The sequence below is a fragment of the Chryseobacterium defluvii genome (assembly GCF_003634775.1).
Classification (GTDB): domain Bacteria; phylum Bacteroidota; class Bacteroidia; order Flavobacteriales; family Weeksellaceae; genus Chryseobacterium; species Chryseobacterium defluvii.
This window is the reverse complement of the sequence record NZ_RBXB01000002.1, coordinates 732231-757938: the sequence shown is the minus strand read 5'-3', so window position 1 is coordinate 757938 and position 25708 is coordinate 732231. Positions and strand designations below refer to the sequence as shown.

Sequence of the window (25708 nt, the reverse complement as noted above, 5' to 3'; positions counted from 1 at the left end):
AAGTTCGGGGATTAAGAATATTAAGAGATTCTTCACGATGTTCTGAATGACAAATAATTATATCACCTTTTACTAAAATTACAAATATGATACGATCAATTTTATTATCCGTATTTCTTATGGGATCAGGAACACTTTTCAGTCAGAAACTTTCTACCGTAACTTATCAGGACGGTACACAAAAGCTTAATGGTATGGTAACTTCCAATGCAGGAAAAAAACTTCCCGGAGTTCTTATCTTACCTGCTTGGAAAGGAATAGACGACGAAGCCAGAACGGCTGCAGCAGATCTTGAAAAACAAGGGTATATTGCTTTTATTGCTGATATTTACGGGGAAGGAAATATTCCGGCAGATAATGCAGCAGCTGCAAAAAGCTCAGGCTATTACAAGCAGAATTATGAAGCCTATCAGAAGCGTATTTCTTTAGCTTTAGATCAGCTTAAAAGAAACGGGGCTATTCCTGATAAAATTGCAGTCATCGGGTATTGTTTCGGAGGAACCGGTGCTTTGGAAACAGCAAGAGGGAATTTACCTGTTGCAGGAGTTGTTTCTATCCACGGAAGCCTTGCTAAAGATCAAACCAGAAAAAATAATCCTATCATTCCTAAAATTCTTGTTGAAAATCCGGCTGATGATAAAGGGGTTACTCAACAGGATTATGATAATCTGGTAAAAGAAATGAATGAAGGGAATGCAGATTGGCAGATCATTACATATGCTCATTCCAAACATACGTTTACAGATCCGAAATCCCCGGATTATAATGAGGTAATGGCCAAAAGAGCATGGAACCACACTTTATTATTTTTGAAAGAGATTTTGAAATAAAAAAGCCTGTAACTTTATTATAAAGAATAAGGGCAGGTAAATTTACCTGCCCTTATTCTTTAAAACATTCAGATTAGATATTGACGATTAATGGATACAAAATTTACCTCTGCCTTTCAATTTTTATTATTCATTACAATATTTTTTCTATGGTGACAAAGGTATTATCTGAAACGGTGAAGCTTTGTGCGCCTCCTACCTCAGAAATAGTGTCCATAGTAAAATACTCACCCTGCTTCAGATATAATACGGTATCTAAGTTTACAAGCTTAGTAACGGCATTAAAGTCTGTAACCGTTTCCAAGAGTCTCGTTCTTTCCACCCCGTTAACAAACATGGCAATACCTAAACGTTTGCTGAATGCTCCACTTTCTGAAGATGTTAATGTTAAACTGATGTTTACTCTATAAGTTCCTGTTTGCCTGATATATAATTTAGGCAATTCAGCAGCAACAGACGGCACATTAGTTTTTACCTTCAATGGGTCGTTTAGGTAAGTTCCTGTGACTGAACTAAATGGCAGGGTAACCTGTCCGTTAGTTGTAGAAACTGTATTGTTGATCTGAAAACGGCTAATATTACTGCCTAATCCTACAATATTAAATGCTTTAGTCCAGACTAAACCATCAAAAACCATTGTTTCTCCGGTGCTGTTCACAAACAATAACAAACCTCTTAATTCCTCAATTCTACTGGCTGGAGCATTAGATCCTGTATATGGGAGATCAGCTAAAGAATTAACTGTTGGAAGACCAAATCCTTTTATATTACTTGCTTCACTGGCATTATTAATATATACTATGACCTGATCCGAACTATTGATATTGCTACCTACTCCATTGGTGAAATTTACCTGTGAGTTGTATAGGTTTATTATAAAAAATATACAAGCGCAAATTATATTTTTATTCATAACTAATATTTTTTGATTTGTCTGACTACTAGATAGGAATACACGGGGTCATTACTCGCTGAATAGGTGGCAAGCCCCCCTCCTGAAGCAATAATTCTTTTCATATTAACTATAGATCTTAACCTTGCAGTTGCCGGTAAAGACAGGGTTGTAGTAAAGCTGGTTGTCTTGGTTCCGTTCAGGTCCACAACAAACATTAGAGAATAGTTGGATTTCTCCGCTACATCTACATATGTAGCTCCGTTATCGTAACTTACCTGAAGGCCTAAACGATATTCAACCAGGCCAATTCCTGCAGAGAGCCCACCACCACTTACCCCCAAAGAAACGCCAACTTCATAAAGCCCATTTTGAGCTATTACGATTCCATTTGCCGCATTTTTTATTCCTAAATGCCCACTATCTACCAACAATTGATCTTTATTATCGGCAAAAGTACCACCATACGTTAAAGTATAACCTGAATTAACACATGCATTTACTCCTGAAAAATCTCCACAAAAGTTGCTGAAAGGATTGGTAAGGCCTAACCGAGATACGTTAGTATTAAATCTTCCTTGTAATTGCCTGGCGGGATTCCATGAGAATCCATCATATTTATAATACTGATCATCCGTTTTATTATAGATAATAGAACCTTCCAGATTCGGTAAATCATTAAATAAATCATTCGAAGCGGCATTATATTGAGGAAAGAGAGTAAAATTATTAGAATTGGTAAGCAATACTCCTCTACTCCCGTCTTTTATTTTCAGGATATTTTTGGTACTGATAATATCGTTTCCAATAACAATTTGCGCATTAATGCAACAAGATGTTATTAATAAAAATAATAAATTTTTCATGCAGATTTGTTTTTATATTGTGAGTTTTTCAATAATGACTTCAGGTAACTGGTATCCGGTACCGTCCAGTTGAAAATTCATTGCACCTCCTGTACAGCCACCCACCGTAATATTCTGATTTCCAAAAAATGTAAATTTTATGATATCATTAGCATTAAAAGTTCCTACGTATGTACTTGAAATAGAATGATTAATCTTGGGGCCAAGAATACCTAAAATTTGCAGAGGATCCGTTGCACTATTTAAGGTATATGGTGAAACGGTACTATTTATAGGAACAAAAGCTCCCGTTCCATTTGCCTGTAAAAATAAATTCATTTTTGCATAGATGGTTTGAGCTATTCCCAGACAGGTAGGAGAACTAGATGTGACTCTGCTACTAAAAGAAATTCTGTATAAGCCAGTGGTTTTAAATCTTATCTGAGGTGTACTTGCTGCTATTAACTCTACGTCACCCGGAATATCATTAAACGCATTGTTTCCGGTAACCGTTAAAGGAACATCTACAGGAGTACACTGCCGATTTTCAAACCCACAGAGTATACAACTTCCGCAAGATGATGTTAAAGTACCTCCTGATCTTACAAACCGGGCCAATTTTCCATTTTTTAAATTTACTATAATAGGATCGGAAACTTTCCATTGCGTGCCATCATTTTCAACAATTCCCCCGGTTTCCCTATTGTAAATTATTGAACCTTGTGTTCCATTTCCGGTGGTTCCGATAACGGAAGAAGGTAAAATACCCGTAGTGTTGCTCTTTGGCAATCTTACGGCTTCATTATCCTGTTTTACATGCAAAATTGTCCTAGAGTCAGGTTTAAAACCCAGATCTTTAGAAATCCCTACTTGTGCGCTTGTACTAAAGCAATAAATGATAAAAATCAAATTAATAATTGTCCGCATTCTTTTGTGTTTTTTAAATTAATATTTATAAATCCAGGTTTTGTATGAAATTTTGAAGACTTTCATCTTTTGTTAGTCCGAATTTCAATTTCAACCTATACTTTGTAACTCTTACTGTTTTAGGATCCGCTTTTAAGATATTGGCAATCTGCTGATTATCCATATTCAAATAAATATAGGATGCATATTTTAAATCCAAATTAGAAAGTTTTGCCTTGGTGAGCTCTTTTAAACGCTTAAAAAAATTTGGATGGACTTGTTCAATAACATTTTCGATCTCATAGAAATCATTATCATTTAATTGATCCTCTTTTAAAATTTTTTCAAAATTTATATCCCCCTTTTCCGTAATACTATCTTTAAGGTCTTTAATGAATTTATTTTTATAGTCCAAATGAAGCGAAGTTGCCAAAGCTTTCTTCTGCAATTGTTCCTGCTGAACAGTTAAAAGTTCCTGTTCAGCTTTTAAACGGGCCTTTTCTTGTTTTTCCAGCTGTAGTATTAATTCGGCTTTATTTTTAGCAGCCTCTAACAAATTTGTCTTTTGCCTGTTGATCTTTAATCTGAAACGAAATATAAAAAATAAAAGCACCAAACCCAAAATAGCTAATAGCGTCATACTTATGAAATAAAACCTCTGTTTTGCAAAATTTTTGTTTTTATCTTCAAGCTGTTTTATCTTTTGATTTTTCTGTTCTGTTTTATAAAAAATTTCTAAGGCGTTAGTATTGTTGCTGAATTGCTTCTTATCATCTTCCTTAATCAGCTCTTTTGCTTCTCTTTCTATAGCCAAAGCTTTAACAAACTGCTTTTTATTTTCATAAATTCTTGACAAGTTATTTAAAATAATAAGCTTATGAATGGTATAAATGTTCTTGTCATCTTTGGTTAAAGTGTATGCTTTTAGATAATTTTCTTCAGCTAATTCAATTTTATTTAAATTTTCATACGCAGAGCCTATATTATTATACGTTAAAGCGGTAATATCTTTAAAAGCATTATCATTTTCACTTATTTTTAAAATTTTATGATACAATTCCAAACATTTTTCATAACTGTCAGGAGTCAATGAATTTAAAAGACTGCCATAATTGAGATAATAAACAATCTGAGCTCTTTTATTTGCTTTGGTATCCTTTATTGAACTAATAAATCGTAAAGAATTTTGATAGCTTACTTTGGCAGAGTCAAGGTATTTTTTATCATGGGTTTCGTTGAACTTATTTTTATAATAATACCCGAGATTACTATAGGTAAAATTTATTAATACACTATTTTTTGACCGGACCGCATATTCATTGGCCTTTATATAATCCTGTCTTAGATCTTGTTCCAAAGAGTTTTTTGATTTATAATTATATCGTAAAAAATACAGCTGTGACAAGATAAAATTTTCATCGGAGTGCCTGCTAAAAATGGTAATGGCATTATTGACCGATTTTATAAACAAATCGTTTTTATTAAGGCTCTGATAATATCTGGCATATCCCAACTGGGCATATCCCATGTCAAGTTCATTTTTTGTCTGGAGAGCAATTTTTTCAGCTTTCTCCAATGCATTGACTTTCTCAACTTCATTTTCTGTAAAAGAATAATAATCACTTAAATAAACGTAACCGATAATTTTTTTAGAAGCAATTTTTGAATCTATAAATTTTGTTTTTATTAAATATTTTGCCTTTTCAATTTCCTTGCTATAGAGATGGGTGTATACTTTCTGTTGATCAATATCAAAATCACTTTGTGACGAATAAAAAGAAGAGATAAATAATAAAATAAAGTAAAAGATTTTCTTCATATTTTGTTCTTACTTCGATTAGAATATTTTGCAAATATAACCTTCTGGGTAATACAATAAAATACCACACCGTAAAACGCAAAAACACAAACGACTGAAAATCAACAAATTAAAATTAATGTATATAAATTGTATACATGAAATACCAAATAGTATATATAATGTAACGCAACTTTTTAGTTAAATATATTTATGAATTACATCTTTGTAGTGGTGTTATAAAAAAACACAAATTCAGATACCTGATCAGCTAGACAGGGAATTAACACCAATAACTAGCCATTAATTTTTTTAAAATTTAAAAGATGTAATTCTAAACCGTATTACATCTTTTATTTTGAGTTTTAAGTTTTATGAGTTTTAAAAATATTCAGATAGGACTTTGGATCAAGAGCATTGTAGAAGAAAAAAAAATAAAAATTTCGGAGATAAGCGAATATTTTAATATCCCTGAAATTGATATCATCAAGATGTATGATGCTGATGATATTGATACTGACATTCTTTTGAAGTGGAGTGTGTTGTTACATTATGATTTTTTCAGATTATATTCTCAACATCTTATTTTGTATGCCCCTACCAATCTAAATTATACCCATAAAGCAGAAAAAAGTAAGCCTGTAATTTATGGTTCGGCAAAAAATATTTACACCAAAGAAATAATTGATTTTATTTTGGAATTAATAGAAACTAATGAAAAAACAACATCACAGGTTATGACGGAATACAAAATTCCCAAAACAACATTATATAAGTGGATAAAAAAGTACAGAAAATAATGCGCCCGGATTATAAGAAAATTTACGTTGATATTCTTGATAAAAAACATCCTCAAAAGAAAGATGACTGCAAAAAAATTTTATCAAAAAAACAATTAACTTCTTTAGATATAATTGAACTCAATACCATAATTTTCGGACATTCTTCAGATGTTTTGAACCCATCTCATCGTTCTTATGATCCAAACAGTATTTTTAAAATTCTGGAATATCAAAAAGCTCATAATCTAAGCAATACCAAGCTTGCACAACATTTTAAGCTGAGTAAAAATACGGTCTCTCAATGGAAGAAAAAATTTATTTAACAAACTAACAAACCATACTTTTTAAAATTGGTTCCCCGGCCGATAGACTTTTTTATTCATCCTTATGCTACTATTGGGTCGGGGATTTTTTATCCTGAATAGCTTCTATGAACAGAGCCTTTATTCATCATAACAAGAATTATTAAATACACTATGCAAAACCTAAAAACTTATTTATTTGTAATATTACTATCTCCTTTAACGTCAGCTCAAATAGGCATTAATACAACTTCCCCATCAGCTACTTTGGATATTGTAAGCAAAGGGAATACAAATGCTACTAAAGCATTGAAAATAAGCGATTCGACAACCCCTGTCTCCAATGAACTGGTTACCATTTTGGATAACGGGAATGTAGGTGTCAATAAAAGCAATCCGTCCGGGAAAGTACATATTGTTGGAAATGCAAGTACAAATGATGTGTTATACTTAGAAAACCTGCAAGGAGGTGACGCGCTTACCGGGTATTCCAATCTGTTGATAAATAATACTACAGGAAAAGTTATAAAATCCACCGGAGTAAGTACTGTAATGACCAATTATAAATCCAGCACACCTCAGGCTTTGGATCAAACAAGCACTTCAGGACAATTGATCACTTTTTTATCAACAGATAATCAAATCTCAACAGCGACAACATTTAACCAGACTACTTCAACATTTACAATTTTAGAAAATGGTGTTTATATGATTTCGGGTTTTATAGGTTTTAATGCTTTTAGACCTGACTTTAGTACGGCAACACAATATGTAGCAGTCAACTTATATTTTGAATATTCTACTAACGGAGGGACAAGTTGGAGTCAGTTAACAGGAATAAGAAGTACTTTTGTAGGTATTGCCGCAGGAACAGGAACTGCAATACAAATACCTTCTACCATTGCCAGTCTTTCTGCTAATACCATGATACGTTTTATTATCCAAAGACCTGGTCTTATTATTAACGGCGTTTCCAATGGAACATTTGGAGCTGCCGGAGCAGGAAATGGACATATAAACCTTCCTTCCGGCCAGTCTTATACAAAGTCCGTATTATTCTTGAAATTGTAGATGATTAATCTACCCCTTCCTCCTCTCTGTGTACAAGCTCAACAGAAAATGCCGGAAGACAGATCGAGATATATTCACAGGCTTCTGAAAACGGATTGCTGTAACGTACTCTTGCACCTTTTTCCACCAAAATACTCTGCCCTTTTTCAAGGACAACCATTTCGCCGTCTATTTCAAACTGTTTCTTTCCTGAAACAATAATGGTGAATTCATCAAATTCAGGAGTCTGATGCGGTTCGCTCCAATCCGGCGGAGCTACCATATGGGCAATGGAAATATTGGAATGCTGTGTGGAATTCCCCCAATGCTCTTCAATTAATTTTCCATCCATTGTAGGAACTACAAACGGGGATGTCTGGATTTTATATTTTTTCATGATAGCCAGTTTTCTTTTTTTATTTCATATACAAAATTGGTTTTGGCGGGTTCTCCGAAATAAGCAACCTCTTCCTCTGCAATCTTCTTTCCTCCTAATCTTTCCATTGCAATCTGAGAACGGAGGTTATTTTTACCGACATGGAAATAAACTTTGTCTACATACCGGAAGATATAATCCAGCATAAGTTTTTTCACCTGTGGATTAATTCCTTTTCCCCAAGAGTTTGTACCGTAAAAGGTATACCCTACAAAAATACTGTTGTCTCCCTCGTTAAAATCATAATAACGGCTGCTTCCCAGTACTTCACCGGATGATTTATCTGTTATTTTGAAGGCCCCATTACTTTCTATAGCGCCTTTGAAAAAGATTTCAAAAACTTCTCTTTTGTAGCGGTCTTTGTTGGGATGCTGTTCCCAGACTTTAGGATCGGAAGCCACCTCATATAAAGACTCAAAATCCCCTTGCTGTAAGGGGATTAACTGATATTCCTGATTTTCCAAAACAGGTTGAATTGAAAAGTTCATTTCTTAGCTTTTGGTTTTACTGGCGTCAGATTCTATTTTTTTAATCTCCTTCAGCTTATCCGTAATTTTGATTACGGCATCGGGTTTAGCCGGTTTCAACGGAACTTCAGCCTGTGTGAAATCCCACTTTAAAACAAGATTCGCCGAGTTTTCATCAATAGGATTCAAGGTAATTTCAAACCATTCCTGCTTGTCTGCCAATTTATTCACCGGAACGGTAACGTCTACGACATCCTGTTTAGGATCATACGTATAAGCGCCCCACTGCTGGAAATCCTTATTCAGAATCACCTTCCATTCTTTTTCTGTAGGAACGATGAATAAACCGTACGTCCCGGCCGGAACTATTTTCCCTCCGAAACTTATAGATTGTCCGAATGTAACTTTGGTAGATGAATTGGCTCCTGCTCTCCAAACCTGGCCATAAGGAACCAGCTCTCCGAATATTTTACGCCCTTTCACTCCCGGTCTTCCATAATCAATCGTTACTTTAGACATTGAGAACTGCTGTTCTACTTTTTGTCTCGGACTTGCTGCCGGAACTGAATAATCCTGTGCAAAACTTAAAGCTGAAACTGATAAACAAAGTGTTATGATAAACTTTTTCACGTGCAAATTTTTGTTTAAAATTACAAAAATCAAAACAAAATAGCCTTCTCCAATTGCAACAATTTTTGTTTTCTCCAGATTCCTCCGGCATAGCCTACCAGTTCACCGTTGGAACCTATCACCCGGTGACACGGGATCAGGATCGCTATTTTATTAATGCCATTTGCGGTTCCTACAGCACGAATGGCTTTCGGGTTTCCTAAAAATTCTGACTGCTGTTTGTAGGTTCTGGTCTCCCCCATTGGAATTTCGCGCAAGAGTTGCCATACTTTTTCCTGGAATTCTGTTCCGGTAATGAATAACGGAACTTCAAATTGGTTTCTTTTTTCTTCAAAATATTCTTGCAGTTCATTTTCAAGCTGCCTGAAATGTTGATGATCTTTTTCAACAATTTCTCCACCCAAAGCTTTTGATAATGATTGGAACTGTTTATCCATATTCTTCCGGTCTGTAAATTCCAATAAGCAGATTCCTTCGTCTACGGCACAGGCAAACATATCTCCGAGCGGAGTTGCTATGGTGGTAAGATGTATGATTTTCATTAAACCAAAAGTAATAAATTTTTAACTACTAAAAATGTCTGATTTTATATTCCAGACATCGCCATCGACATATAGTAATTGGCACAATGCAATGAATTGATCAATATAATTTCTCTATGAGGTAAGGCATCAAAAGTATCGGATGTAGTAACCGTATATTCATAATTCATCCAATTCCATTTCAGGTGCGGCTTCATCACCAAAAGCTCTGTTCCTTTTTGATCTATCAATACAAACGATTCTTTGAAAATGCCTCTGTGCTTAAAAATATAATCTTTCTCAATGCCGTCAAAAAAAGTCTGCACGAGAATCTCGCCATTCCAGTTCATCTTGAATTTTAACAATACCTTATCTCCTTCTTTAAGTTCGATAGTTGTGCCCCAAAAACCTTTAGGCTCAATCTGATATTTTGAATTATGGGCCATCTCTATTTCCGCATTAAACTTAAACCAACTTTTATAAATAAGTTTCCCGATTAATTGGTCTTCCTTTGTGATGTCAAAAGATAGAGTTTCCTTAGATTTTGCCTGATATTCTGTCATGGTTATTTATTTGATTGTTAACGATTTTATTTATTACAATTTTGCCAATTCTTTATTTTATTCTTTTCCAGTCTCTGTCATACAGCTTCTTAAGTTTATCTTTAAGCTCTGTCTGAAAAACTTCTTTGGGTGTTTCCGATTGATCCAAGACAATTTCAAAAGTTAAGATTTCATCTTTATCATCAAACAGTTTGTCACGATTACTGTCTTTTGTTACAGTCATTATAACTTTATTTGAACTTTGGATATATTTCCAGGTATTTAAACTGTAATTCGCAGGTGAAATCGGTCTGAAATTATTTCCAAACCTGTCTGAAACAAATAAATACACCGGATCTTTTTCATTGATTAGTTTATCGTTATTATAATCTAAACTCCTTACGTCATAAAAAATATGATCGGTTTTTTTGGAAATATTAATTCCTTCTTCTGCATTGTATTTGTAATCATAATCCAGTATCAGAATTTTCTTTTCTGTAAGTAAATGATATTCGTTTGTATTTGAATTTAAAAAGATAATGTTCCAATATGCATTATCAGGCATTTTTTTATAAGAATAGCTTCCGTCATCCCTTTTGTTTTGTCCCATTTGCAATGGGAAAATTAGAATCCCTGTACTGTCAATTTCAGTAAAGGAGTTCATTTGGATATTTAAATTCTTAATGGATGATTCTTCTGTTTTTGTTTTGGATTGGCTTTCTATGTTTTCAGTGTTCTTGTTACATGAAAGTAAACATAGAAGCAGAAATGAATATAATGTGATTTTTTTCATAGGGTATTGTTTTTAGCGATTATAAATGAGGGGTCAATTATTTGATATATAATTTAAAAAGTAAAATCTGTTCCTGATTCGGTATTTGTGCTGCAACTTCAAAATATTTTTTTTCTTTTCGAATTATTTTATAAAAATATTTATCTCCTTTTCTGCTGTATCCTTTTCTATTTAAATTAGTGCTTTCTATAAACTCCAATTCGAATTCATTGTCTTTCCCAAACCATTTAAATTTAGTTTTTGAAAAAGTATTGTCCGGAAATATATCCATCCATCTTCCATTTTCAATTACAACATTGGTTGTTTCATTATTTCCTTCTAAATAGTAGAAATTCTTGGTTTTTTCAAATTCCTTTCTGTCTTTAACCGTTAATTCACTTTTAGGCATTTCTTTTATTTCTTTCCAATTGGGTAAAGGATCTACTCTATCAAGAAATCTTCTAAATGATTCACACTCTCTCTGAAGACGGAAATATATTGAACTACCAACTGAATCTAGCTTTGCAGGTTAAATCTTCTCAAGATATGAAGGCAAAAATTTTGAATATGTATTTTGAACACGTAAAGAATCTGATAAGTGTTCAGTTTTCTGAAACTCTTTGCACATTGATGAGATTAGCTCATTTTCATCTTTTAAATTTTGAGAGAATGTAAAAACGGGAGATAAAAAGAGCAGTAAAATGATAAGATAAAATGTTTTCATAAACTTTTTTCAATAGAACTAAACTATGGAAATTTGTTGAATTGAAAAACATCTATACCATTTTTGCTTTTGAGTCGGAACTTTATAATTGTTCTCCTATGTCATTATAAACTCTCAAGTTTTGTTCTAAAATATCCATTACCATATATGATGATTTTTTTCGGGGCGAAATCATTGTTCTCCATAATAAAATCTATTTTACCATATATACTGTCTCCCTCTTTATAGTTGATTTTGTCCAAAGTTACTTCTTGCTTTATAATTTTATAAAGAGGTTCTTTGCTGTTTTCGGAAACAACATCGGTAAAAGAATATGGCTGTAGTTTGAATCTTCCCAGTACATATTCTATTTCATAGCCTCCTCCGCTAAAACCTGAGTTGTATCCAATTGTTATTCTTGTTTTTCCTTTCCATCTGATTGCTCTACAATTATTGAAACCTGCCATTTTTAGTTCATCTTTTGTAACAGGCTTTTTATCTGCATACAAAATAACACTTGAGCTTTTTTTTCTCGGAATTGAATCATAGATTTCCGTACCGTTTATAATCTCTTTTTGCATATCCATTAAACGGAATGCTTTTTCCTTCTTCACATTTGAATCAATTATTGCAGGAATAAGCTTTGAATAGACGGCTACATAGAAATACAAAATATAACCGGCTAAAATCAGGAATATAAAAGTTAAAAAATATTTCAAAATTTTCATTTGGTCTCTATTTGACATTTACTATCATAAACCATTATTATGCATAACTTTTTATATATCTGTTAATAATTCTACAATCTCTTTATTCTCGCTTGCTCTCGCAAGCGAGAATGCCGTATGATTTTCAGCTTCAACGGTTTTGTCGGCTCCCTTTGATAATAAAATCTTTACAATTTCTAAATGTCCCATTTCCGCCGCTCTGTGTAATGCCGTAAATCCTCTATTATCTTTGGCATTTACTAATGCTCCTGACTGTAAAAGTAAATTGAAGTGTTCTATTTTATTTGACTGAACAGCGTTCATTAATGGTGTAGCACCTTGTAAGGTTCTTACATTTGGGTCAGCTCCTAATTCAATCAATTTATCCATAGATTCAATGCTTTCACATGCTATCGACCAGTGTAAAGTAGCTAACCCATCTCCTGCCAATAAATTTACATTGGTCCCTTTTTTAACCTGTCTTTCTATTTCATCCATATTAGATTTTGCTACAGCAATATGCAGTAATGAATGGGAACGGAGTATCCCTTTTGGAAGCGGAATAAAATTTTCGTCAAAAATTCCTAAATGTGCCATATTGCCATAGCTTGAAAACGCCCATGTTCCTGCTCTGTTTGTATCCAGTTCTAATTCTTTCGGTAATGGAGCAGGAACAACTTCTCCCATTGCATGGCTGATCAATAAGAAATTTAATACCGCTATTGTAAATTCAGGAGTTTCATTTTCGGTAAACTCACCGATTATATTTTCTATAATGAGTTGATTATTTTTTTGTGAAGTTTTTGCTATTACAAAAACTTGTCTTAGCCAACTACGGATGAATATCAAATATATTCCATCAAAATAGATGGCCCATTTATGTTCCATCGTATTAGGTGTAAATAGAACACCCGACTCCAAAACAGTATCAATAGGTAGAGAAAGGTTTGCAGGGATAGTTCTGTTATTGTTGGGTTTTATACCCCAAAAGCTAGTTCCGTCATCACCACCATAAGAAATCGCATTTTCTGCCATTTTTGGATCTGATGAAGCGGAAAATATGCTATTGATCAAAGGCCGCAAATCCAGAAGCCTTACATTCCACTGGTTTTCCGAAGATTCTAGCCATGGTAGCTTTAAAACAGATTCTTTCTCTTCTTTGTTTTCCTCCTTTTTACTTTTCCCAAAAAGTCTTTTAAAGAATGACATATCTTTATTTATTATGAGACTTCAATAAAATTACATCAAAATTTATATATTTCGATAACTAAGCAAATATTTATCAATAAAAAAACGCACCTTAAAGGAAGGTGCGTTTTGAATCTATTTATTTCGAAATTACATCGTCTCCATCTTGAAGCTCATGCTTTCGATCACTTTAAGAATAGCTTCTACCGTATCCATCGAGGTTAAACAAGGAACACCATTTTCCACACTCATTCTTCTGATCTGGAAACCGTCTCTTTCTGCCTGTTTACCTTTTGTTGTGGTATTGACTACGTATTGTACTTTTCCTTTCTGGATCAGATCAATAAGGTTTACACTTTCTTCTCCGATTTTGTATCCTATTTTGCAAGGAATTCCTTTTTCTTCGAAGAATTTTGCCGTTCCTTCCGTAGCCCAGATTCTGAAACCAACTTCATGGAATCTCGCCGCTAAATCTGCTGCTTCCTGCTTATGTTTATCCGCAACGGTGAATAGAATGGAGCCGTGCATCGGAACTTTTCTTCCTGCTGCGATCAGTCCTTTGTAAAGCGCTTTTTCCAGTGTGGTATCTTTCCCCATTACTTCTCCTGTAGACTTCATTTCAGGGCCTAAAGAGATATCTACTTTCGTTAGTTTCGAGAATGAGAATACCGGAACTTTTACGTAGACTCCTTCTTTATTGGGAACCAATCCGTCCTGATACCCTAAATCTTTCAGTTTCTGACCTAAGATAGCTTTGGTTGCTAAGTTGGCCATCGGAACTTCCGTGATTTTGGATAAGAAAGGAACCGTTCTGGATGAACGCGGATTTACCTCGATTACATATACATTTCCTTCGAAAAGAACGTACTGGATGTTCATTAATCCGATTACATTCAGTCCTTTTGCTAATCTCTTTGTATAATCTACTAAAGTTTCGATTTCTTTTTGGGAAACATTTTGTGGCGGATATACGGCGATTGAGTCTCCGGAGTGGACTCCCGCTCTTTCGATATGTTCCATAATTCCCGGAATAACGGTGGTTTCCCCATCGCAGATGGCATCAACCTCCACTTCTTTCCCCACCATGTATTTATCAACCAAAACAGGGTGCTCCGGGCTTGCTTCCACGGCATACTCCATATAGTGAGCCAATTCTGTTTCTGTGTACACAATTTCCATGGCTCTACCTCCTAATACGTAGCTTGGACGTACTAAAACCGGATAACCGATCTCGTTGGCAATCTTTATCGCTTCTTCTTTTGAAGTGGAAGTTTTTCCTAAAGGCTGAGGAATTCCTAACTCCTGAAGTGCTTTTTCAAATTTATCCCTGTTTTCAGCTCTGTCTAAGTCTTCTAAGGAAGTTCCTAAAATTTGAACTCCGTGAGAAGCTAATTTATCTGCTAAGTTGATTGCAGTCTGTCCTCCGAACTGTACAACTACTCCTTTAGGTTTTTCAAGATCGATGATGTTCATTACATCTTCCTCCGTTAAAGGTTCGAAGTATAGTTTATCTGAGATCGAGAAGTCTGTGGAAACTGTTTCAGGGTTATTGTTGATAATGATCGCTTCATACCCCATTTCTTTGATTGCCCAAACCGAGTGAACCGTGGCATAGTCGAATTCAACCCCCTGTCCGATTCTGATCGGTCCGGAACCCAGAACAATGATCTTTTCCTTATCTGAAACAACACTTTCGTTCTCTTCTTCATACGTTCCGTAGAAATATGGAGTTTCACTTTCAAATTCAGCGGCACAGGTATCTACCATTTTGAAAACCGGCATTACTCCGTTTTCTTTTCTGAAGTTGAAAACTTCACGCTCTGTCACTTCCCAAAGAACCGCGATATTGATATCTGCAAAACCTAATTTCTTTGCCTGGATTAAAGTTTCCTTGTCAAATTTATTTCCGGCAATGGTTTTCTCAAAATCAACCAGCTTTTTTAGCTTCCAGATGAAGAACTTATCTATTTTACTCCATTCCACGATCTGTTCCCAGTCATATCCTCTTCTTAAGGCATCTCCGATGATAAATAATCTTTCATCATCACATACCCTGATTCTTCTTTCGATTTCTTCTGCCGTAAGAGCCTGAGCCTGTTTAGTTTTTAATCCTAAATGTCTGATTCCGGTTTCCAGTGAACGGATTGCTTTTTGCAAGGACTCTTCGAAGTTCCTTCCGATTGCCATTACTTCTCCCGTAGCTTTCATCTGAGTGGATAATCTTCTGTCCGCAGTTTCGAATTTATCGAACGGGAATCTTGGGAATTTGGTTACCACATAATCCAAAGCAGGCTCAAAACAAGCATATGTTTTTCCTGTTACCGGGTTCATGATTTCATCAAGAGTTAATCCTACAGCAATTTTTGCAGCAATTTTTGCAATCGGGTAACCTGTCGCCTTACTTGCCAAAGCTGATGAACGGGAAACTCTAGGATTCACTTCGATCACATAATATTCGAATGAATGCGGGTCCAAAGCCAGCTGCACGTTACAGCCTCCTTCAATTCCTAGTGCTCTGATGATTTTTAGGGAAGCGTTTCTCAACAACTGATACTCTCTGTCTGAAAGTGTCTGAGAAGGGGCTACTACGATGGAATCACCTGTGTGAACTCCCACCGGATCTATATTTTCCATGTTACAAACCACAATCGCGTTGTCGTTGGCATCACGCATTACTTCGTATTCAATTTCTTTGAAACCGGCAATTGATTTTTCAATAAGACATTGCGTAACCGGGCTGTGTTTCAGTCCCAGTTCGGCAATTTCCTTCAATTCAGCTTCTGTTGAGGCAATACCTCCTCCTGTTCCACCCATGGTGAACGCAGGACGGACAATGACAGGATAACCGATATCATCCGCAAAAGTAAGGGCTCCTTCAACTGTATTTACGATGTCTGATTCCGGAACAGGCTCATTGAGCTCTCTCATCAATTCACGGAACAAATCCCTGTCTTCTGCTCTGTTGATGGCAGAAAGTTTTGTTCCCAGTACTTCTACTTTGCATTCTTCAAGAATTCCCGATTTTTCCAATTCTACCGCCATATTCAGACCAGTCTGGCCTCCAAGGGTCGGTAAAAGTGCATCCGGACGCTCTTTTCTGATGATGTGACTTACAAACTGAAGGGAAATCGGCTCGATATACACTTTGTCTGCAATTTCCACATCCGTCATGATCGTTGCAGGGTTGGAGTTGATCAAAATTACTTTGTAACCTTCTTCTTTCAAAGATAAACAAGCCTGCGTTCCTGCGTAATCGAATTCTGCTGCCTGACCAATGATGATAGGTCCTGAACCGATTACTAAAATTGTTTTTATATCTGTACGTTTTGCCATTTTACTTTTATCTAATTTATTTTCTGTTTGTCATTCCGAGGAATCGAAAATCTGCTTTCTAAGATTCTTCACTTCGCTACTGAACTTTGTTCGCAAACCTTCAGTTTGTGTTCAGAATGACATGATAAATTTTTATTTTATTAGCTTTTTAATTAAAATTATCTGCCCCAAATGGTAATATCCATGCTCGATTAAAGCGTTGATATTTTTTCTTTTGCTTCCGTATCTATTTTCGGAAAAATCACCATCCAAATCTTCGTCTGACATTTTTTCAATGATGTCTGCAAATTTTTCGCAGTCGCTGATGAATGTCGTAAGGAAACTCTTCCACTCCTCTCCGGATTTCGTAGGAGGAAAATCAAAGCTGTACTTATCGCTGATATCTAATGTTCCTCCTTCCAGCACATTCAGAACTCCGTGTACATAATAATGAATATGAAAAGCGATAGATTCTATGGTATTCAGGTCTTCCACTTTTTTTATCAAAACTTCTCTGCCGGTTTCTGAAAGCTGGGTTTTATAATTGGTGTATACTACCCATTCTCCATTCAAATACACTTCACGAAAACGATTGGCTAATTGTAAGGGAGTTTCCATGTTGAAAATTTTATTGGTTTTTCTTGTTTTTAAAGTCTTCCATTAAGTGGATGAAATCATCAAACAGATAGTTCGCATCTTCTGGCCCCGGACTTGCTTCAGGGTGATACTGAACGGAGAAACATGGATGGATTTTATGTCTTAATCCTTCGTTTGTTCTGTCGTTCAATGCGATGTGTGTTTCAATTAAATCTGTTTCTTTCAAACTTTCCTGGTCTACAGCATACCCGTGATTTTGGGAAGTAATAGCTACTTTGTTTTTCTCTAAATCTAACACCGGATGGTTTCCTCCTCTGTGTCCGAATTTTAACTTGAACGTTTTTGCTCCGCAAGCCAGGCCGATCAATTGGTGTCCTAAACAGATTCCGAAGATCGGAACTTTTCCTAATAACCCACGGATCATTTCCAATGCGTGCGGATTGTCTTCCGGGTCACCAGGACCGTTTGACAGCATGATTCCGTCCGGATTCATTAATAAAATTTCTTCTGCTGTTGTATCTTGTGAAACTACAATGATATCACAGTTTCTCTGAGATAATTCTCTGATGATCCCTAATTTGGAACCAAAATCCACTAATACCACTTTGAAACCTCTTCCCGGGTTTGCATAAGGTGTTTTTGTGGAAACAGTCTCTACCTGATTGGTAGGGAAAGTGGTAGATTTTAATTCTGCCACTACTGCATTTTCATCTGCATCTGCATTCACAATCTTTCCTTTCACTACTCCATGGTTACGAAGAATTCTTGTTAGTTTTCTCGTATCGATTCCTGAAATTCCTGAAAGGTTTTTCTTTTTAAACAATTCATCTAAAGTGATCTGAGTACGGAAGTTGGATGGAAAATCGCAAAGCTCCTTTACAATAAGACCTTTAATAGCCGGCTCAATGCTCTCATAATCATCACGGTTGATCCCGTAATTTCCGATAAGCGGATAGGTCATACACACAATCTGACCGCAATAAGACGGGTCTGAAATCAATTCTTGATATCCTGTCATTCCGGTATTGAAAACCACTTCTCCTGCAGTTTCCAACTCTGCTCCGAAACCTTCTCCATGAAATACTTCACCGGACTCCAGTATTAATTTTTTCTTCATTTTCTTTATTTAGATTCTATTTTATTCTTTTTTTAACCACCCCGTCAAAAATTTTCATTTTTTGACACCCTCCGATGGAGGGGAATTTTTCAAGCGAATTATGGAACTCTTTCTACTTGAATGTAAATCCTTTTTCTTCCAATGCTTCTTTCAGGATGGCCATTCTTGCGAAAACACCATTCTGCATTTGCCTGAAAACTCTTGAACGCTCGCACTCTACCAGATCTGTATCAATCTCAACGCCTCTGTTAATTGGAGCCGGATGCATGATAATGGCGTTTTTTTTCATCGCTTTTTCTCTTTCTTTCGTCAACCCGTATTTTCTGTGGTATTCCGAAGCGGAGAAACTCATTTTGGCATCGTGTCTTTCGTGCTGGATTCTTAGCAGCATTACAACATCTACTTCAGCAATCAATTCATCTACAGCCAGATAAGTCCCGTTAATTAAAGCTCCTTCATCAAACCATTGCTCCGGACCGGAGAAGTATACTTTAGCGCCTAATCTTCTTAATGCTTCTGCATTGGAGTTGGCAACGCGGCTGTGCTTTACATCACCTACAATTCCTACTTTTAAGCCTTCAAATTTTCCGAATTCCTGATAAATCGTCATCAAGTCCAGCATACATTGTGACGGGTGGTTTCCCGTTCCGTCTCCTCCGTTGATCACGGGAATTGTAATATTCTTCAGTTCATCGAAATATCTGTCTTTCTTATCTCTTATGACCACTAAGTTTACGCCTAAGCTTTCAATTGTTTTTACCGTATCATATAAGCTTTCTCCTTTATTAACTGAACTGTGTGAGGCATCAAAAGGAACCACCTGCAATCCTAATTTTCTTTCGGCAATATCAAAACTTGTTTTGGTTCTTGTACTGTCTTCAAAGAACAGATTGGAACAAAAAACTTCTCCTTCAATTTTGGCAGTCTTACCATTGGCAAAGGCCATTGCTTCTGTCAGTATCCTGTTGATTCTCTCGGTGCTTAGTTCTGTAATCGTAAACATATTTCTTCAATTTTTACACAAAAAAAAGCGAAGACCAAATCTTCGCTTAATAATAATAAATATCGTAAAGGGCGCTTTCGCCCGGTAAATCTAATGATATAAATACTCTTTTATTCATTAGGTGCAAAGATACAACAATTTTATAAACTGACAAAACCTATTTTTCGATTCTACTAAAAAATCTTAATCTCTCCTTATTTTCATTTTTAAATGTTATTTTTGTTAAAACTCAAACCAATTTTATATGGATTTAAAAGACAAAATGATCCTCAGTATTATTCAGGAAGACTCTACTTTATCTGTAAAGGAAATTTCAGAAAAGATCGGTCTTACCTTTACTCCAACCTATGAACGTATCAAACAATTGGAGAAGCAGGGTATCATTGAAAAATATGTCGGTCTTTTGAACCGTGAAAAACTGGGGTTGAATATTGTGGTTTATTGTAACGTCCGTCTGAAGGAGCAATCTCAAAAGGTCCTTGAAACTTTCGAAAAAAATATCGGAAAATATGATGAAGTACAGGAAATCATCAGCTTATCCGGTGAATATGACTATATGCTGAAGATCATTGCAAAAGATATTAACTCTTATAATGACTTCGCCGTAAATGTCATTTCCAATATTCCTAATATCGGCCAATATCATAGTTCTATCGTGCTTCACGAGGTAAAAAAATCTACCAAGTTTAAAATTGATCTGGATTAAATTCCAGATTCAAAATTATTACCCCAATAATTTATTCTTCAATTTATTAAACTGATATTCTATTTTATCCAGACAAAGATTCCCTATACTTCCCTGATGAGTATGGTGTAAGCTTTCTATTTCAAATTCAAACTCATTATTTTCTATTTCCTGCCCTACTTTTATATAAGCATCACGGAATGAGCTTCCATTCTTCACTTCTTCATTGATCTTCTCCACACTGAAAAGGTATTTGTACTTTTCATCTTCCAGGATCCCATCTCTCACCTGAATATTGGGTAAAGTGTAATTCAGAATTTCAAGACATTCTTTCAATGAGTCGATGGCCGGGAAAAGGATTTCCTTTGTTAATTGCATATCTCTGTGGTAACCTGATGGCAGATTACTTGTCAACAACATAAACTCATTAGGCAACGCCTGAATTCTGTTACAGCGTGCGCGAACCAATTCGAAAATATCCGGGTTTTTCTTATGCGGCATAATGCTGCTTCCTGTGGTAAATTCCTTCGGAAAGCTTATAAAATCAAAGTTTTGACTTAAATACAGGCAAACATCATATGCAAACTTCCCCAATGTTCCCGCCAGAGTTGCCATAGCCATCGACAGCATTTTCTCTGATTTTCCACGGGTCATCTGTGCATATACCGAATTATAATTCATTGACTGAAAGCCTAAATGATAGGTCGTACTCTCCCGGTTAATCGGGAAAGATGAACCATATCCCGCTGCCGAACCCAACGGATTTTTATTAATGATATTTTTCACTGAAAACAACATTTCAACATCATCCAGCAATGCTTCTGCATAAGCTCCAAACCATAATCCGAATGATGAAGGCATGGCAATCTGCAAATGGGTATATCCCGGAAGCAGAACGTTTTTATGCTGTTCTGCCAATTTAATTAATATCTGAAAAAATTCATCCGTCAAAGCTGTAATTTCACGGATTTCATCCAGTAAATACAGTTTAATATCCAGTAAAACCTGATCGTTACGTGATCTTGCCGTATGGATTTTCTTTCCTGTATCTCCTAATTTTTCAATTAGGATCGCTTCAATTTGAGAATGAATGTCTTCCGCCTCTTTATCAATTTCAAAGCTTCCCTCTTCAATATCTTTTAAGATGCCGGATAAAACAGATAGCATCTGCTTGGATTCTTCTCCGGAAACAATTCCTGCTTCTGCCAACATTTTACAATGTGCCATTGAGCCTTTGACATCGTATTTGGCCAACCGTTCATCAAAATCGAGATCCTTCCCGACCGTAAAATTATTGACTAATATATTAGTGGCAAGGTCGTCCTTCTGCCATATTTTTTTCATATTTCTTCTTTTTTCTGTTTCGTTTTGACCGGCTCAGCAGAGCACTTTATTATTTTGTAAAAATTTTAAACATTAAGTCTTTCATTTCTAATTTCATTTTTTGCATAAATCTTTATTAAAAATATTCAAACTTCAATGTCTGCTGAGCGTAATCAAAACTTAAAAAACTAAACCTAAAATCATTTATTTTGAGCTGGAGGCTGGAAGTGTGATTCACAAACTGCAAAACTTCCATCTTCTTGTCTCTATCTTCCATCCTGTAAAACTTTCTCAAGGATTTGAATATAAATATCAATTCCTTCTTCTATTTCCTTTATATAGATATATTCATCCGCAGTATGGGAGCGCCTGCTGTCACCGGGTCCCATTTTTACTGACGTACAGGGAATAATTGCCTGGTCAGACGAAGTTGGTGAACCGTACGTTGTCCTTCCGATTTCCAGACCTGCCTGTACAAAAGGATGATCCAATTCAATTTTTGAGGAATTCAGCCTGAAAGACCTTGCCGTCAATGTTGATTTCATCTGTGACTGAATCATTTCAAAAGCTTCTTTGTTGGAGTATTCGTCCGTAACTCTTACATCTAAAGTGAAAGTGCATGATTCCGGAACTACGTTATGCTGAACTCCTGCATGAATTCCTGACAGGGTAATTTTAACTTCCCCCAAATATTCTGAAACCTTTGGAAATTTAAAGTTTAAAATATGCTGTATATCTTCCATGCATTTTACAATTGAATTATCATCATTCGGATGAGCAGCGTGAGAAGGAGTGCCTTTCATTTCCCCGTCAATTACCAAAAGTCCTTTTTCAGCAATTGCCAGATTCATCTGCGTGGGTTCTCCTACAATGGCGAGTGCTACATTGGGTAACTGGGGAAACAAGGCTTCAATTCCGTCGAAACCTGAAATCTCCTCCTCAGCTGTCAAAGCAATAACTAAATTATATTGTAAGTTGTCTTTCTCATAAAAATGTAAAAAAACCTGAGCCATAGCAACCAAAGAGGCTCCTGCGTCGTTGCTTCCCAATCCGAATAATTTTCCATCTTTTTCAACAGGTAAAAATGGATCCAGCGTGTAAGCCTTATTGGGTTTCACCGTATCATGATGCGTATTCAGCAAAATAGAAGGCTTGAAAACATCAAAATGCTTATTGACAGCCCAAATATTGTTTTTAAAACGTTTTACTGGGATCTGATGTTTGCTGAAAAAATTTTCAATCTCTACAGAGGTATTGAATTCATCTTTGCTGAATGACGGAATTTCAATCAGTTTTTTCAACAATTCGACTGCATTGCTCAGTAATTCTTCTTTGCTATAAACAGATTTCAGTTCCTTCATGATGGTTTTCTATATGGTTTTTCAGCCCGGTTTCTTTAATTAAGAATACTTTACTGACATTATTTTTAACTGCACCGAGTGCATTTTCCAGTTTGGGTAAAATTCCTTTGTGAAGCTTTCCTTCTTCTTTTAAAACAGAAAATTCTTCTTCGGAAACACTTTTTATAACAGATTCCGGATTGTTTACATCTTCCAAAACACCTTCTTTATCAAAACAATATAATAGTTCCACATCATATTTTGCCGATAAAGCCTGCGCGATTACCGAAGCAATGGTATCTGCATTAGTATTGAAAAGATTTCCTTTTTTGTCGTGTGTAATGGCAGAAAATACAGGAACAAGGTTAAGCTTGATGAGCTTTGAAATCAATTTTTTGTTCACACTTTTCTTCTCAATATCCCCCACAAATCCGAAGTCTATTTCTGCATGTTCTCTTTTTTTAGCTTTAATTAAATTCGCATCCGCACCTGAAAATCCTATGGCTTTACATTTTTTTTGTTGAAGCTTGGCTACAATATTTTTGTTGATCCCTCCTGCATACACCATCGCCACAATATCTAAGGTATCTTTATCTGTAATTCTTCGTCCGTTGATCAGTTTCTGTTCAATACCCAGTTTATCGGCCAATGTTGTCGCCAACTTACCTCCGCCATGAACCAAAATTTTCTTTTCCTTAATCTCCGCGAACTGTTCCAGAAATTCGTTCAATAATTCCTCATCATCAATCAAGGCACCTCCTATTTTTACGATATATAATTTTTCTTTCATTAAAAAATTAAAGGATTAAAAAATTAAAAAATTCTGAACATTTTATCTTACTTAATTTCATTTAAAATTTCAGAAAATACAGCCTGTGCAGAAAAAATCCGGTTTTTTGCCTGCTGGTAAATGATGGAATTTTCTCCATCCATTACTTCATCGCTCAATTCTACATTTCGACGGACAGGAAGACAATGCATTACTTTTGCCTGGTTAGTATTTTCTAATTTTTCATTGGTCAGCATCCAGTTTTCTTTCACTTCCGGCATTGCTGCATATTCATCGAAAGACGACCAGTTTTTCACATAAATAAAATCCGCATCTTTCAACGCTTCATCCTGATTATGAATAACTTTCACGTCTTTAGTAAAGTTTTTATCCAAATCATACCCTTCCGGATTGGTGATCACAAAATCTACATCCATTTCCTGCATCCATTCTGCAAAAGAATTTCCTACTGCCTGAGCAATCGGTTTAATATGAGGAGCCCAGGTCAGAACTACTTTTGGCTTACGTTCTTCTTTCCAGTTTTCTGTAATAGTGATGCAGTCTGCCAAGCTTTGTAAGGGGTGACGTGTTGCAGATTCCAGAGAAACAACAGGAACTTTTGCATGTTTTTCAAACTGGCTTAGAATGCTTTCATTCACATCATCTTCCTTGCTCCTCATTCCTGCAAAACAACGAACTGCAATGATATCGCAGTATTGATTCAGCACTTCAATGGCGTCTTTGATATGTTCCACAGTATCTCCATTCATCACGGCTCCGTCTGCAAATTCCAGATTCCAGGCTTCCTGTGCTGCATTTAAAGTCAATACATTTAACCCTAAATTCTGTGCTGCAATCTGGCTGCTCAAACGTGTTCTCAAACTTGAATTTAAAAATACAAGTCCTATTGTTTTTCCTTTCCCCTTCTCTGTTTCTGAAAGAGGATTTTCTTTGATCTGTAAAGCTTTTTGTATAATTTCCTGTAAGTTTTCAACATCACTTACAGCGGTGAATTTTTTCATTGATAATTTATTTACACATTAATTTGTATTGAAATATTTTCTAAAACCGTCTTCAAGGCATTACTGAAAAGATCGGCTTCTTCTTTCCTGATGTTAAGCGCCGGAAGAATCCTCAAAACGCTCTTATCATTGGAGTTTCCTGTGAAAATATGATGACTGTACAACAGGTTGCTCCTCACTTCCGAACAATTCCTGTCGAGTTCAATACCTATCATCAATCCTTTCCTTCGGATCGATGTAATGTGTGGAAAATCTTTAATTTCATTTTCAATATAATCGCCCATTTTCCGGGCATTTTCTATAAGATTTTCGTCTTTTATGACATCCAGCACAGCAATGGCAGCTGCGCAAGCCAAATGATTTCCACCGAAAGTGGTTCCCAATAAACCATTGCTTGCCTGAAATTCAGGATGAATCAAAACTCCGCCAATCGGGAAACCATTCCCCATTCCTTTTGCGGTTGTGATGATATCCGGTCTAATACTGAATTCCTGATGAGCAAAGAAATACCCACTTCTTCCATAGCCGGACTGAACTTCATCCAAAATCAAAACCGCATCATACTGCTCGCACAATTCTTTGATTTTAGTTACAAATTCAACCGTCGGAATCATAATTCCGCCAACACCCTGAATCCCTTCAATAATCACAGACGAAATTTCGCTTCCCTGAGTTTCAAAAATAGCTTCCAATTGTTCAACATTATTCCATTCTGATTTTATAAATCTTCCGGAATAATTGACAGGAGCTACAATTTCAGGGTTGTCTGTCACAGAAACTGCCGCCGAAGTTCTTCCGTGGAATGAGCCTGAAAAATAAAGGACTTTACTTTTTCCGTTATGAAAAGAAGCCAATTTCAAAGCATTTTCATTGGCTTCTGCTCCGGAATTGCACAGGAAAAGGTTATAATCTTCATATCCTGAAAGTTTCCCCAGTTTTTCAGCTAATTCAGTCTGCAATTCGTTTTGAACGGAATTGGAATAGAAAGAGATTTTCCCTAACTGTTCTTTTAATTTGTTTTGATAATACGGGTGATTATGACCGATAGAAATCACTGCATGACCTCCGTAAAAATCAAGATATTGTTCTCCTTTATCGTCCCAAAGAAATGACCCCTGAGCTTTAACAGGATTGATATTGAATAATGGATATACGTTGAATAAATTCAT

At 35.7% G+C, this 25708-nt stretch carries 27 protein-coding genes; 5 read left to right on the top strand and 22 right to left on the bottom strand.

The genetic code is table 11. The annotated features are described in order from the left end of the window. Positions 1 to 86 precede the first annotated feature (86 nt). Complete coding sequence (locus tag BCF58_RS10205; protein ID WP_121461682.1) at positions 87 to 830, top strand: dienelactone hydrolase family protein; 744 nt, start codon at positions 87 to 89, stop codon at positions 828 to 830. A 133-nt stretch (positions 831 to 963) separates the two neighbouring features. Here BCF58_RS10205 and BCF58_RS10200 read toward each other — a convergent pair whose 3' ends face one another. From BCF58_RS10200 to BCF58_RS17585, 4 genes are read right to left on the bottom strand one after another with little or no spacing between them, the layout of a single operon-like run. Continuing rightward, a complete protein-coding gene (locus tag BCF58_RS10200) occupies positions 964 to 1743 on the bottom strand; it encodes a hypothetical protein (protein ID WP_121461681.1) in 780 nt (259 codons plus the stop codon). Positions 1744 to 1745: 2 nt separating this feature from the next. Beyond that, a complete protein-coding gene (locus BCF58_RS10195) occupies positions 1746 to 2588 on the bottom strand; it encodes a hypothetical protein (RefSeq protein ID WP_121461680.1) in 843 nt (280 codons plus the stop codon). 12 nt (positions 2589 to 2600) lie between these two features. Further along, a complete protein-coding gene (locus BCF58_RS10190) occupies positions 2601 to 3494 on the bottom strand; it encodes a hypothetical protein (RefSeq protein ID WP_121461679.1) in 894 nt (297 codons plus the stop codon). 25 nt (positions 3495 to 3519) lie between these two features. Then, on the bottom strand, positions 3520 to 4536 hold the full coding sequence (locus BCF58_RS17585; protein WP_228434774.1) for a tetratricopeptide repeat protein: 1017 nt from the start codon (positions 4534 to 4536) through the stop codon (positions 3520 to 3522). 1109 nt (positions 4537 to 5645) lie between these two features. On the opposite strand from BCF58_RS17585, the gene BCF58_RS10180 reads away from it, so the two are divergent. The 3 genes from BCF58_RS10180 (at position 5646) to BCF58_RS10170 (ending at position 7426) form a co-directional block, all read left to right on the top strand. After that, on the top strand, positions 5646 to 6071 hold the full coding sequence (locus BCF58_RS10180; RefSeq protein ID WP_121461677.1) for a transposase: 426 nt from the start codon (positions 5646 to 5648) through the stop codon (positions 6069 to 6071). Then, positions 6047 to 6376 (top strand): helix-turn-helix domain-containing protein, encoded by a 330-nt coding sequence (locus BCF58_RS10175; RefSeq protein WP_228434773.1) that lies wholly within the window; start codon positions 6047 to 6049, stop codon positions 6374 to 6376. Before BCF58_RS10180 ends, BCF58_RS10175 begins: the two co-directional genes overlap by 25 nt. Positions 6377 to 6529: 153 nt before the next feature. Then, positions 6530 to 7426: a hypothetical protein gene (locus BCF58_RS10170; protein ID WP_121461675.1), complete on the top strand. Its 897-nt coding sequence runs from the start codon at positions 6530 to 6532 to the stop codon at positions 7424 to 7426. A gap of 4 nt (positions 7427 to 7430) precedes the next feature. On the opposite strand, the gene BCF58_RS10165 is transcribed toward BCF58_RS10170, so the two are convergent. The 13 genes from BCF58_RS10165 to BCF58_RS10105 all read right to left on the bottom strand — a co-directional run bounded on the left by BCF58_RS10165 (position 7431) and on the right by BCF58_RS10105 (position 19400). After that, positions 7431 to 7802 carry a cupin domain-containing protein gene (locus BCF58_RS10165; RefSeq protein WP_121461674.1) on the bottom strand — a complete coding sequence of 124 codons (372 nt, stop codon included), beginning with the start codon at positions 7800 to 7802 and terminating at the stop codon, positions 7431 to 7433. Next, positions 7799 to 8329, bottom strand: coding sequence for a GNAT family N-acetyltransferase (locus BCF58_RS10160; RefSeq protein WP_121461673.1), 531 nt, complete (start codon positions 8327 to 8329; stop codon positions 7799 to 7801). The genes BCF58_RS10165 and BCF58_RS10160 overlap by 4 nt, the downstream gene beginning before the upstream one ends. 3 nt (positions 8330 to 8332) lie before the next feature. After that, entirely contained in the window at positions 8333 to 8938 is a 606-nt protein-coding gene (locus tag BCF58_RS10155) for a DUF2911 domain-containing protein (RefSeq protein ID WP_121462038.1), read from the bottom strand. A gap of 29 nt (positions 8939 to 8967) precedes the next feature. Then, positions 8968 to 9480, bottom strand: a complete 513-nt coding sequence (locus BCF58_RS10150; protein WP_121461672.1) for a methylated-DNA--[protein]-cysteine S-methyltransferase — start codon at positions 9478 to 9480, stop codon at positions 8968 to 8970. Positions 9481 to 9524: 44 nt separating this feature from the next. After that, positions 9525 to 10022, bottom strand: a complete 498-nt coding sequence (locus BCF58_RS10145) for a hypothetical protein (RefSeq protein ID WP_121461671.1) — start codon at positions 10020 to 10022, stop codon at positions 9525 to 9527. 52 nt (positions 10023 to 10074) lie between these two features. Beyond that, positions 10075 to 10794 (bottom strand): hypothetical protein, encoded by a 720-nt coding sequence (locus BCF58_RS10140; protein ID WP_121461670.1) that lies wholly within the window; start codon positions 10792 to 10794, stop codon positions 10075 to 10077. Positions 10795 to 10831: 37 nt separating this feature from the next. Then, the gene (locus tag BCF58_RS10135) at positions 10832 to 11182 is read right to left on the bottom strand and encodes a hypothetical protein (RefSeq protein ID WP_121461669.1); all 351 of its coding nucleotides are present in this window, start codon (positions 11180 to 11182) and stop codon (positions 10832 to 10834) included. Positions 11183 to 11601: 419 nt separating this feature from the next. Then, positions 11602 to 12204, bottom strand: coding sequence for a hypothetical protein (locus tag BCF58_RS10130; protein WP_121461668.1), 603 nt, complete (start codon positions 12202 to 12204; stop codon positions 11602 to 11604). A 51-nt stretch (positions 12205 to 12255) separates the two neighbouring features. After that, the gene (locus BCF58_RS10125; RefSeq protein ID WP_121461667.1) at positions 12256 to 13392 is read right to left on the bottom strand and encodes an ankyrin repeat domain-containing protein; all 1137 of its coding nucleotides are present in this window, start codon (positions 13390 to 13392) and stop codon (positions 12256 to 12258) included. A 129-nt stretch (positions 13393 to 13521) separates the two neighbouring features. After that, entirely contained in the window at positions 13522 to 16704 is a 3183-nt protein-coding gene (gene carB, locus BCF58_RS10120) for a carbamoyl-phosphate synthase large subunit (RefSeq protein WP_121461666.1), read from the bottom strand. A gap of 132 nt (positions 16705 to 16836) precedes the next feature. Then, entirely contained in the window at positions 16837 to 17301 is a 465-nt protein-coding gene (locus BCF58_RS10115) for a DUF1572 domain-containing protein (protein ID WP_121461665.1), read from the bottom strand. Positions 17302 to 17311: 10 nt separating this feature from the next. After that, positions 17312 to 18397, bottom strand: coding sequence for a carbamoyl phosphate synthase small subunit (locus tag BCF58_RS10110; RefSeq protein WP_121461664.1), 1086 nt, complete (start codon positions 18395 to 18397; stop codon positions 17312 to 17314). A gap of 112 nt (positions 18398 to 18509) precedes the next feature. Beyond that, positions 18510 to 19400, bottom strand: a complete 891-nt coding sequence (locus BCF58_RS10105) for an aspartate carbamoyltransferase catalytic subunit (RefSeq protein WP_121461663.1) — start codon at positions 19398 to 19400, stop codon at positions 18510 to 18512. A 244-nt stretch (positions 19401 to 19644) separates the two neighbouring features. On the opposite strand from BCF58_RS10105, the gene BCF58_RS10100 reads away from it, so the two are divergent. Then, positions 19645 to 20106: an Lrp/AsnC family transcriptional regulator gene (locus tag BCF58_RS10100; RefSeq protein ID WP_121461662.1), complete on the top strand. Its 462-nt coding sequence runs from the start codon at positions 19645 to 19647 to the stop codon at positions 20104 to 20106. Between the two features lie 18 nt (positions 20107 to 20124). Here BCF58_RS10100 and argH read toward each other — a convergent pair whose 3' ends face one another. The 5 genes from argH to BCF58_RS10075 form a co-directional block, all read right to left on the bottom strand. Then, positions 20125 to 21429, bottom strand: a complete 1305-nt coding sequence (gene argH / locus BCF58_RS10095; protein ID WP_121461661.1) for an argininosuccinate lyase — start codon at positions 21427 to 21429, stop codon at positions 20125 to 20127. A 245-nt stretch (positions 21430 to 21674) separates the two neighbouring features. Next, the gene (locus BCF58_RS10090) at positions 21675 to 22769 is read right to left on the bottom strand and encodes a M20 family metallo-hydrolase (RefSeq protein WP_121461660.1); all 1095 of its coding nucleotides are present in this window, start codon (positions 22767 to 22769) and stop codon (positions 21675 to 21677) included. Next, positions 22744 to 23538, bottom strand: coding sequence for an acetylglutamate kinase (gene argB / locus BCF58_RS10085; RefSeq protein WP_121461659.1), 795 nt, complete (start codon positions 23536 to 23538; stop codon positions 22744 to 22746). The genes BCF58_RS10090 and argB overlap by 26 nt, the downstream gene beginning before the upstream one ends. Before the next feature lie 47 nt (positions 23539 to 23585). Then, complete coding sequence (locus BCF58_RS10080; RefSeq protein ID WP_121461658.1) at positions 23586 to 24539, bottom strand: N-acetylornithine carbamoyltransferase; 954 nt, start codon at positions 24537 to 24539, stop codon at positions 23586 to 23588. A gap of 11 nt (positions 24540 to 24550) precedes the next feature. Next, entirely contained in the window at positions 24551 to 25708 is a 1158-nt protein-coding gene (locus tag BCF58_RS10075; protein WP_121462037.1) for an aspartate aminotransferase family protein, read from the bottom strand.